The organism is Microcystis sp. Msp_OC_L_20101000_S702 (genome assembly GCF_007095705.1).
GTDB lineage: Bacteria > Cyanobacteriota > Cyanobacteriia > Cyanobacteriales > Microcystaceae > Microcystis > Microcystis ichthyoblabe_A.
This window is the reverse complement of the sequence record NZ_SFBO01000019.1, coordinates 84,253-93,640: the sequence shown is the minus strand read 5'-3', so window position 1 is coordinate 93,640 and position 9,388 is coordinate 84,253. Positions and strand designations below refer to the sequence as shown.

Here is a 9,388-nt window from a genome sequence, read left to right as displayed (position 1 = left end):
CATCTCCAAGCCGTTCGATAACTTATTCCTGTTTTTTTTGCCTAGTCCGATAGTTTTGTCTGTACATATTACCGTGAATGACTATATATGACCATATTTGTATTGAAACTTTACAATACTAAATCCAATTATTAAAGACTGATTATCTACTGCCCCTTTTGCCTATTGCAAGAGTGCCTATTGCCTCTCCTGATATGTAGCCTATACCCACCGGATTTAGTATGACATGGTTTAAACTTCTAGAGGTGCGAGAATGAACTCTTAATAAAATCTTAATTGGGGGTATTACCTGGAAAAGTTCGTCTAGAATTCCGTTGGACTGATCCAAAGGCAACCCAATACAGGAGGTCAAATGGCTATTTTCCAATATCAGATTCTTGTAGGAAAGAATGAACCTAATGCTGTGGTCTGGTTTCTGAATGGCAACCAAGTAGGAGGGGATTTGCCACAAATTCTTAATGGTTTGGGCTCTCAAGGTTGGGAAGTCGTTGGTATTGGGGATCTAGGTTTTGATAGTCGCTCTGAGATTGTGCTTAAGAAAACAATCTAATCATCCTTAGGTGTTCTTCGTCCCTACTTTTTCAGCAAACCCTATACAAAAAAAGGAGTGAAAATAATCACTCCTACTGATAATCAAAAGAAAAACAGGCTTAAATCTAGAGAGCGTTTGCCCCCGCTACTACTTCTAACAATTCTTGGGTAATAGCGGCTTGACGCGCTTTGTTGTAGGTACGGCTTAAAGTGCCAATTAACTCGCTGGCGTTCTCGCTGGCGTTACTCATCGCCGTCATCCGGGCTGCTAATTCACTAGCTGCCGATTCCTGGAGGGCGCGCAGTAATTGGTTATTTAAGTACAAAGGTAGGAGAGAATCGAGGATTTGGACGGGATTCTGCTCAAAAATCATGTCTTGGGGAAAAACCTGCGCCGGTTGGCTGGCCATTTTTTCCCGTTGTACCTTAAATTTTCCCTCTTTAGTCACCAAACGGAAAATCTCGTCATCCTGTACCGCTAAACCTTGGGTAGTTAAAGGTAACAGGGTTTGAATCACCGGAGTGGCACTGATCAGGGAGATAAAACGAGTATAAACCAACTCGACGCGATCAACTGTTTCCGATAAAAATAAGGAAAGCAATTCATCCCCAATCGTGCCAGCTTCATCAGCAGTGGGAATCTGTTCGAGGTTAATAAATTTAGCGGCAATGGGAGCATTGCGGCGCTCGAAATACTGTGCCGCTTTCCGGCCGGCAATAACTAATTGATAGTTAATCCCTTGCTCTTTTAATTCATTCATCCGTTGTTCGGCACGACGGATGACGTTAGTATTATAACCGCCACAAAGACCTCGATCGCCTGTGACTACCAACAGAGCCACGGTTTTTACTTCCCGTTGGGCCAGCAGCGGTAAATTGACATCACTAAAGGCTAAACGACCTTGAAGATTATAAAGTACCTGAGCGAGGGCATCGGCAAAAGGACGGGTACAGAGAACTTGTTCTTGGGCGCGGCGCACTTTTGCTGCCGCCACCAGACGCATGGCCTCAGTAATTTTTTTGGTATTTTTGACCGATTGAATTTGGTCGCGAATCGCTTTGAGATTAGGCATAATTCAGTTATCAGTTATCAGTTATCAGTCATCAGTCATCAGTCAAGATTCTGGGTTTAGGAGGGAATTGAGAGGTGAGGAAATAGGGAGATCGGGAAGTTTCAACTAATACCCTAAAACCCCAAAACCTCAACACCCCATCCCCTAAAACCTAACCCCCATTACCAACATTCATTTACTGATTACCAAGATTATTTAAAAGCCTGTTTGTACTCGTTGATGCCATCTTTGAGCAGGCCTTCTGCTTCGTCGTTGAGTTGTTTTTCAGTGCTGACGATCTCAACGTAGCGAGGTTTGCTGGTTTTCAGGTATTCGCGTAAACCGGCGCAGAAATCGATAACTTTATCGGTGGCGATATCGTCGAGATAACCGTTTAAACCGGCATAAACCACCGCGACCTGTTCCCAAACGGAGAGGGGGAAGTTTTGGGGCTGTTTCAGGATTTGACGCAGACGTTGACCGCGAGCGAGTTGTGCTTGGGTGGCCGCATCAAGGTCAGAAGCGAATTGAGCAAAAGCTTCTAATTCGTCAAACTGGGCTAATTCGAGTTTTAATTTACCAGCAACTTTCTTCATTGCTTTTGTTTGGGCCGCCGAACCGACGCGGGATACGGAAATACCAGCGTTAATTGCGGGACGGAAACCAGCGTTAAAGAGGTCGGTGGAGAGGAAGATCTGACCGTCAGTAATCGAAATTACATTGGTGGGAATATAGGCAGAAACGTCACCAGCTTGGGTTTCGATAATCGGCAGGGCGGTCATGCTGCCACCACCGAGGGCATCGCTGAGTTTAGCGGCACGTTCTAGTAAACGGGAGTGGAGATAGAAAACGTCGCCGGGGTAAGCTTCCCGACCGGGAGGACGACGCATGAGCAGGGATAGCTGACGATAAGCTTGAGCCTGTTTGGTGAGGTCATCATAGATAACTAGGGTCGCTTTGCCTTTATACATGAAGTATTCGGCGATCGAAGCTCCGGTATAGGGGGCGATATACTGGAGGGTGGCGGGGTCGTTAGCGTTAGCGGCCACCACCACGGTGTAATCCATGGCGCCTCTTTGGGTGAGGGTGTCGATTACTTGGGCGACGGTGGAGGCTTTTTGACCGATGGCGACATAGACACAGATCACGTCTTCGCTTTTCTGGTTAATGATCGTGTCAATGGCGATCGCTGTTTTACCAGTTTTTCTGTCACCGATAATTAACTCCCGTTGACCGCGACCGACGGGAATCATGGCATCGATAGCGGTGATGCCGGTTTGCATCGGTTCACAGACGGATTTGCGAGCGACAATACCGGGGGCGGGGGATTCCACCAGACGGGTTTCGCTGGCGAGGATGTCTCCTTTCCCGTCGATGGGACGACCAAGAGCATCAACCACGCGGCCGACTAAGGCGTCACCCACGGGAACCTGAGCGATTTTACCGGTAGCTTTCACCGTACCGCCTTCTTTAATCCCGAAACCGTCACCCATTAACACCGCGCCGACGTTATCTTCTTCGAGGTTAAGGGCGATGCCGACGGTTCCATCTTCAAATTCTAATAGTTCTCCCGACATGGCCTGTTGTAGGCCGTAGATGCGGGCAGTACCGTCACCCACTTGCAGGACGGTTCCCACGTTGGAGACCTGTACTTCTTGGTTATAGGATTCGATCTGTTGACGAATAATCGTGCTAATTTCGTCGGGTCTGATAGCTACCATAGTTTAATCTGGGAAAAAGTAAAAAATTAAGAAGGTGAAAAAACGGCAAAAAAGGGAGATTAGATGACCTTAGCGCAGGGAGAGGCTGAGGCGTTGTAGTTGACCGCGAATGCTGGCATCAAAGACCTGAGAACCGACTTTGATCACCACACCACCGATTAGGCTGCCATCAACTTTGGTTTTCAGTTCGACCACGTTCGCCCCGGTCAGGGTTTTCACTTTGTCGATGACGATTTGTTTTTGGCTATCGTTCAATTCGGTGGCCGAGGAAACTTCCGCTAAAACGGTGTTAGTCAGCACTCTAGCCAGGGTGAGATATTGTTGACAAACGGGTTCTAAAAATTGAATCCGACGTTTATCGACTAATAACATCATGAAGTTAGTTAAATAGGGATTGGCACTGCTCCCCATTACTTGGGAAAGAACGGCTTTTTTAGCTTCTTCTTTGATGACGGGATTGCCGATAAAAGCTCTTAGATCGGGAGCATTTTCCAACAATTCTAAGAGGGATTTTATTTCGCCGCCGATCGCTTCTAATTGTCCGCTGCTTTGGGCGACGGAAAGTAATGCTTGGGCGTAGGGTTCGGCTATTTCTGAACTAATTAAACTTCCCTGCATCTATTTACCTCCTAGGTTGGCCAAACTGCGATCAATTAGGGTTTGTTGTACCGATTCTTCCAGGCCGGCGCTTAACTGGGATTCCACGTTAGCTAAGGCTAAAGCGGTAATTCTTTGGCGTAATTCTACTAAAACGCGATCCTGTTCTGCCGAGAGATCTTTAGCGGCACTTTCGCGCATTCTTTGAATATCGAGTTCGGCTTGGGCGGCGATGTCGGCGGTGACAGTTTTAGCTCTAGATCGAGCATTATTGATAATTTTTTCCGCCTCTTGTTTTGCTAGGGCGAGTTTTTTCTGTTCTTCGGCGAGGGCGGTAGCGGCAATATTTTTCCGGTCTTCAGCTTCGGCTAAAGCTTCAGCAATCTTCGACTGACGTTCTCCGAGGATTTGTCCGAGAACTTTGCGGCCGTAGAAGATGACTAAACCGAGCAGAATTGAGAGGTTAAATAGGTTAGTTCCTAGGATATCGGTGTTGATGCCGAATCCTTCTGCTGCCGCTTCCTTCGCCTCCGTGGCTAATAATAAAACTGTGTCGATGATCATGGTTATTGAGGGCGGGGAGTAGATTATTCAGTTATCAGTTATCAGTTATCAGAGGTAAGTTATCAGTCTTCTAACTTCTGACGACTGAGTTCTATCTTTTTACTGATCACTGTTATTAACCAAGGGCTGGGGTTTAGCGAACGAGTTCGGGGCCGAGGAGTTTTTCGAGAATTTGACGGGAAAGAGAGGCCACTTGTCCTTCTAGAGAACGAAAGGCTTCTTCTTTCTGTTGGGCAATTTCGGCGGCGACGGCTTCCTTACGAGCGATCGCTTCTTTTTGGGCTGCGGCAACTCGTTCGCTGGCTAGTTTTTGGGCCTCAGCTTGCGCTTGGGCGATAATCTCTTGGGATTGTTTACGAGCCGAAGTTAATTGCAATTCGTACTCTTGTACCAGTGCTTCGGTTTTGGCTAGTTGTTCTTTGGCTCCGCCTTCCGTTTGCCGAATATACTCCGCCCGTTCATCTAAAACTTTACTGAGGGGTTTATAAAAAACGGCGTTCAGGATCACTGCCAAAAGAATAAACTGTAGTGCCATCACTGGCAGGGTGGCATCGAAATCAAACATTGATTTATTCCTGATAAATAGAAGCTATAGACAGGTTCAAAAAAGGAAGATGATCCCCCTGCTTTAAGAATAAACAGTCAGGGGGAATCACTAAAATTCCCTTAATTAGCTATCAGCCTTCCGTCCCAAAAACCAGATTTTTTAGTGGGCTGCTTTGGCGTTTTTTGAGAGTTTTTAAAACTCTGCTGCCAAGCTGGGGACTGGGGGCTGATAGCCCACTGCTTTTTTAATTAGGCGAAGGGGTTAGCGAACAGTAAAACGAGAGCGATAACCAAACCGTAGATGGTTAAGGATTCCATGAATGCCAAGCTGAGGAGAAGGGTACCACGAATTCTTCCTTCAGCTTCGGGTTGACGGGCGATACCGGAAACAGCTTCTCCAGAAGCGGTACCTTGACCAACACCGGGGCCGATAGCGGCTAAACCAACGGCGAGGGCGGCGGCGATAACGGAAGCGGCAGCTACTGTGGGGTTCATGGTGATTTTTTCCTCTATTTACTAATCAATTTCAATCTGTTGTTTACAGAGCGCGTTCTCAGCCGTAAAAAATGGCTGGTTTTCTGCTCAAAACTCCCGAAAGAGTTTTTGGGAAATAACGATCCTGGAATTCAGTTGCTCATCCTGAATTCGACCAATAATTTCTTAGCTATTATCCTATTATTTGGACACTTTTCCCTAAGAAATTTTTCTGTTTTCGTCCCTCGCTTTTAAGCGTGTTCTTCTTCGTGTTCCGATTCCAGTGCCTCATGGATATAGGCCCCGGCAAGGGTAGCGAAGACAAGGGCCTGGATAGCACTGGTAAATAAACCGAGAGCCATCAGGGGTAGGGGTACGACTAGGGGGACAAGGAAGACTAATACTGCTACTACCAACTCATCCGCGAGGATGTTTCCGAAAAGACGGAAGCTGAGGGAGAGGGGTTTGGTAAAGTCTTCTAAAATTTTGATCGGTAATAGCACGGGAATCGGCTCTAGGTAGTGAGCGAAGTAACCGAGTCCTTTTTTACTGATGCCCGCGTAGAAGTAAGCGAGGGAAGTCAGTAGGGCTAACGCCACCGTGGTATTGATGTCGTTAGTGGGGGCGGCTAATTCTCCTTCGGGCAGTTCGATTAACTTCCAAGGAATCAAGGCCCCTAACCAGTTAGAAACGAAAATAAATAAAAATAGGGTGCCGATGAAGGGCAACCAGGGTCGATATTCCTTTTCTCCTAGCTGGTTTTTGGCTAAATCGCGCAGAAATTCGAGAACGTACTCCATGAGGTTTTGAATACCGCTAGGGACTTTCTGGATTTTGCGGGTAGCGGCGATCGAGGCGATGATTAAGATAGCGAAGACGATCCAGGAGACCGCGATCACTTGCCCGTGAATTTTTAGTCCGCCGATGTGCCAGTACCAGTGTTGTCCCACTTCCAGGGAAGCGAGGCTATAAAAATTAAGCACACTTAAACTGTCTAACATTTCTACCTTGGGGAGATTCGGGTTCGCAAATCAGGGTTATTTTTAACGGTCAAAGGGTTTAGGAATCGGCTTTCTGCTCCAGCTTGAAGATGGTTTGCAGGGTATAGACGATGATCGCCCCTTTATAGGTCAAAAACCCCAAAAAAACTGGCACTATGTGCAGTTCTTGCCAACGACTGGCGATGATGATTAATCCAGCGAATAGGGCTAATCCTTTTTTGCCTACCCGATTTTTCGTTACCCCCAATTTTTCCACTTCCCCGGCCAGGAGTTTTAGGTAAACGACTCCCACCATTGCCCCTAATAGGTAATTAAGGGCGGTATTGAGGGAATAAAACAAGCACACGGGGATAAAGATCAGACCGCTTAAGATCAGGGTGGTGATCAATAGGGTGTTTTGTAGTTGATAGTATTCCCGCATCGGATCTGACGGCGGGTTGGTTTCTGGGGTTGGGGGAGATTCGATCGATGGGTCAGACAAGGTACACCTAAATCAGCGATAGACTAATCTCAATATCTGGATTGCTTTCCCAGCTATGACGCTCAGGTAAGCCACAAGACATATTATCACGGCAGCGGCAACAATTATTAAGCAATTGTAAATTGTCATGATTCCGTCGGTCGTCGGTCGTCGGTCGTTAGGAGACAGGAGACAGGAGACTCCGAGACAGTTATCAGTGATCAGTTATCAGTTATCAGTGGCTCTCTTGGGGTTATAGTCATGAGCAGCTCTTATCGAAGAAAGGGCGTAGGCTATAGGTCCCTACCAATCACACAGGTGCAATGTAGGAGCGCAAAGTGGTCAGTGAGTTTATCCAACTGCTTGCGCCCATAATGTTGTGTGATAATTTTTGCTTATGGAATCGTGAAATGTTGACGGAGAAAGACTTTTACGACTATTTTGCCGAAGAAACTATCAGTATAGGCTTCGTTTCCACACAGAAACCAGAAGAGCCCATTTTTCAGCCAATATCCAAGAGAGCCTTTTCAGTTCACTGATTACTGATTACTGTTTACTGGACGGCTACGCCGTGCCTTTGGCAACACTGAAAAGCTCCCCATTTCCCCATTTCGCCAGAATTAGTCTCAATCAGGTCTTTTTAAGAGTTTTGCGCCACAGTTTTTACAAAAGTTGGCATCTATATCGTGACGGGGTAAACCACAATCTGGACAAGGATAATCAGTTTGAGTGCCAGATTTTAATAGTTGTTTAGTCAGAGTGCTAATTTGCAAGGGAATTAACAAAACTCCCGTTAAAATCATTAAAACTGTCACCATTTTGCCCCCATCAGAAAGGGGGGTCACATCCCCAAATCCCACGGTAGTCATAGTCACAACGGCGAAGTAAAAAGCATCAAAAAATGTCCGATAGACTTGAGGATTAATCGGGTGTTCGATCTGATAAATTAAACCCGCATAGACAAAAATAATCGAAAATAGAGTTAGTAATATGCGAGTAAATACTATCTGATCGGAAGTTTTAATTTGAAAAATAGAAAGATCAGAACCAAAAAAACGAATCACTCGCAAAATTCTAAACCAGCGAAAAATTCTAAAAAACCTAATATCAAAAAAACCAAAAAATAGAGGCAGGATTGATAATAAATCTAGGATGGAAAAAATGTTAAAAACAAAGCCTAGTTTTGATTCCGCACACCAAAACCGAATTAAATACTCTAGGGAAAATAAGCTTAAAATTCCCCAATCAAGCTGACGTAACCACATTTGCCAAGTGGCGGATAAGGGATAGGTTTGCGCCACATAAATCCCCAACGAGAGTAAAATTAATGCTAGGATAAGCAGATTTACCGTCAGTCCGATCGCCGTGGTGACATCCTCTAAATAAAAAGCTATCTTGGCACGAAAAGAGAGCATAAATTCAGCTATCAGTAAACAGTAACTAGCAATCAATGAACTGAAAGCTCGCATCTGATAACTGATAACTGATAACTGATAACTGATTAAGGTAATTCCACTGAAGTTGGTTTAGCAATATGAGGCAAACCCCAACCCAATTTTTCCCGGAGGATGCGGAAGAATTCCGTCGATTGCAGACGAATAAAATGGACTTGGTGGGGCGATTTCTGCACATTAATTCGATCTTCTGGCAAGATATAAGAACCGCCATTACCGTCCACTACCATCACCATCCGATTAGCAGTTGCTGGGAAAATATTTACAGTTTCCTTGTCAGAAAATACCAAGGATCTCGAAGCTAAAGAATGGGGACAAATGGGAGCTAATTGTAATACCGGCACATCGGGAGTTATTACCGGGCCACCGGCGCTGAGAGCATAGGCAGTAGAACCAGTAGGAGTGGAGAGAATAACCCCATCGGCAGCGATATCGACAGGTGCGTGTTCACCAATTTGAATCTCAAAATGACACATACTGGTGAGGGGTTCCCGGTGGACGACCACCTCATTGAGAGAAAGTGCCTCCCAGAGGAGGGTATCTTCGCGAAACAGTCGCACCGTGATCATCGAGCGATTTTCGATGGTGTATTTCCCCTCTAGAACCTGCTCTAAGGCGGGTTCAAGCTGATTTAGGTAAATTTCGGTCAAAAAGCCCATGTGTCCCGTATTGACCGTTAACAGGGGCAAATTAAGGGTGGCCAACTGCCGGGCTGCCGATAGGACTGTACCATCGCCCCCCAGCACGATCGCAAAACTTAAATCTTGCTCGAAGTGGGGGGGGACTAACTGATCGATCGGGGTAAAACAAACCGGACGAGAGGGTTTAGAATGGCCTAGCAGACCACCGCTGCCGGTAGCCATAAACACCTGGCAACCTAGGGAAAGTAGCTGATCTTGTATCTGATGGGCTGTTTTACAAGCGATAGGCTTAATATCGTTGTAAATAATGCCGATTTTGGGCATTGACAAATTTTCCTACTGCTGAA

Annotated in this window: 11 protein-coding genes; 1 reads left to right on the top strand and 10 read right to left on the bottom strand. The window is 46.0% G+C overall.

The annotated features are described in order from the left end of the window. Positions 1-352 precede the first annotated feature (352 nt). Positions 353-550: a hypothetical protein gene (locus EWV60_RS02365; protein WP_106908855.1), complete on the top strand. Its 198-nt coding sequence runs from the start codon at positions 353-355 to the stop codon at positions 548-550. A gap of 106 nt (positions 551-656) precedes the next feature. Here the strand turns inward: EWV60_RS02365 and EWV60_RS02360 are convergent, their stop codons facing one another. The 10 genes from EWV60_RS02360 to EWV60_RS02315 form a co-directional block, all read right to left on the bottom strand. Next, a complete protein-coding gene (locus tag EWV60_RS02360; RefSeq protein WP_002739849.1) occupies positions 657-1,604 on the bottom strand; it encodes a F0F1 ATP synthase subunit gamma in 948 nt (315 codons plus the stop codon). A 191-nt stretch (positions 1,605-1,795) separates the two neighbouring features. After that, the gene (gene atpA / locus EWV60_RS02355) at positions 1,796-3,304 is read right to left on the bottom strand and encodes a F0F1 ATP synthase subunit alpha (RefSeq protein ID WP_110578666.1); all 1,509 of its coding nucleotides are present in this window, start codon (positions 3,302-3,304) and stop codon (positions 1,796-1,798) included. A gap of 69 nt (positions 3,305-3,373) precedes the next feature. Then, positions 3,374-3,922 carry an ATP synthase F1 subunit delta gene (gene atpH, locus EWV60_RS02350; RefSeq protein WP_002763366.1) on the bottom strand — a complete coding sequence of 183 codons (549 nt, stop codon included), beginning with the start codon at positions 3,920-3,922 and terminating at the stop codon, positions 3,374-3,376. Continuing rightward, positions 3,923-4,465: a F0F1 ATP synthase subunit B gene (locus EWV60_RS02345; protein ID WP_002740013.1), complete on the bottom strand. Its 543-nt coding sequence runs from the start codon at positions 4,463-4,465 to the stop codon at positions 3,923-3,925. A 133-nt stretch (positions 4,466-4,598) separates the two neighbouring features. Beyond that, the gene (locus EWV60_RS02340; protein WP_002740070.1) at positions 4,599-5,030 is read right to left on the bottom strand and encodes a F0F1 ATP synthase subunit B'; all 432 of its coding nucleotides are present in this window, start codon (positions 5,028-5,030) and stop codon (positions 4,599-4,601) included. 230 nt (positions 5,031-5,260) lie between these two features. Next, entirely contained in the window at positions 5,261-5,506 is a 246-nt protein-coding gene (atpE, locus tag EWV60_RS02335; RefSeq protein ID WP_002740068.1) for an ATP synthase F0 subunit C, read from the bottom strand. A gap of 230 nt (positions 5,507-5,736) precedes the next feature. Next, positions 5,737-6,486: a F0F1 ATP synthase subunit A gene (gene atpB / locus EWV60_RS02330; RefSeq protein ID WP_002739857.1), complete on the bottom strand. Its 750-nt coding sequence runs from the start codon at positions 6,484-6,486 to the stop codon at positions 5,737-5,739. Positions 6,487-6,544: 58 nt separating this feature from the next. Beyond that, positions 6,545-6,907 carry an ATP synthase subunit I gene (locus EWV60_RS02325; RefSeq protein ID WP_002789747.1) on the bottom strand — a complete coding sequence of 121 codons (363 nt, stop codon included), beginning with the start codon at positions 6,905-6,907 and terminating at the stop codon, positions 6,545-6,547. A 665-nt stretch (positions 6,908-7,572) separates the two neighbouring features. Then, positions 7,573-8,361 (bottom strand): ion transporter, encoded by a 789-nt coding sequence (locus tag EWV60_RS02320; protein ID WP_287230613.1) that lies wholly within the window; start codon positions 8,359-8,361, stop codon positions 7,573-7,575. A gap of 86 nt (positions 8,362-8,447) precedes the next feature. Next, positions 8,448-9,365, bottom strand: coding sequence for an NAD(+) kinase (locus tag EWV60_RS02315; RefSeq protein WP_002750056.1), 918 nt, complete (start codon positions 9,363-9,365; stop codon positions 8,448-8,450). Positions 9,366-9,388: the final 23 nt, after the last annotated feature.

Excerpts from the sequence above, each read along its gene's own strand:
- EWV60_RS02365 (WP_106908855.1), top strand. The coding sequence starts at position 353 with ATGGCTATTTTCCAATATCAGATTCTTGTAGGAAAGAATGAACCTAAT.
- EWV60_RS02360 (WP_002739849.1), bottom strand. The coding sequence starts at position 1,604 with ATGCCTAATCTCAAAGCGATTCGCGACCAAATTCAATCGGTCAAAAAT.
- atpA (WP_110578666.1), bottom strand. The coding sequence starts at position 3,304 with ATGGTAGCTATCAGACCCGACGAAATTAGCACGATTATTCGTCAACAG.
- atpH (WP_002763366.1), bottom strand. The coding sequence starts at position 3,922 with ATGCAGGGAAGTTTAATTAGTTCAGAAATAGCCGAACCCTACGCCCAA.
- EWV60_RS02345 (WP_002740013.1), bottom strand. The coding sequence starts at position 4,465 with ATGATCATCGACACAGTTTTATTATTAGCCACGGAGGCGAAGGAAGCG.
- EWV60_RS02340 (WP_002740070.1), bottom strand. The coding sequence starts at position 5,030 with ATGTTTGATTTCGATGCCACCCTGCCAGTGATGGCACTACAGTTTATT.
- atpE (WP_002740068.1), bottom strand. The coding sequence starts at position 5,506 with ATGAACCCCACAGTAGCTGCCGCTTCCGTTATCGCCGCCGCCCTCGCC.
- atpB (WP_002739857.1), bottom strand. The coding sequence starts at position 6,486 with ATGTTAGACAGTTTAAGTGTGCTTAATTTTTATAGCCTCGCTTCCCTG.
- EWV60_RS02325 (WP_002789747.1), bottom strand. The coding sequence starts at position 6,907 with ATGCGGGAATACTATCAACTACAAAACACCCTATTGATCACCACCCTG.
- EWV60_RS02320 (WP_287230613.1), bottom strand. The coding sequence starts at position 8,361 with ATGCTCTCTTTTCGTGCCAAGATAGCTTTTTATTTAGAGGATGTCACC.
- EWV60_RS02315 (WP_002750056.1), bottom strand. The coding sequence starts at position 9,365 with ATGCCCAAAATCGGCATTATTTACAACGATATTAAGCCTATCGCTTGT.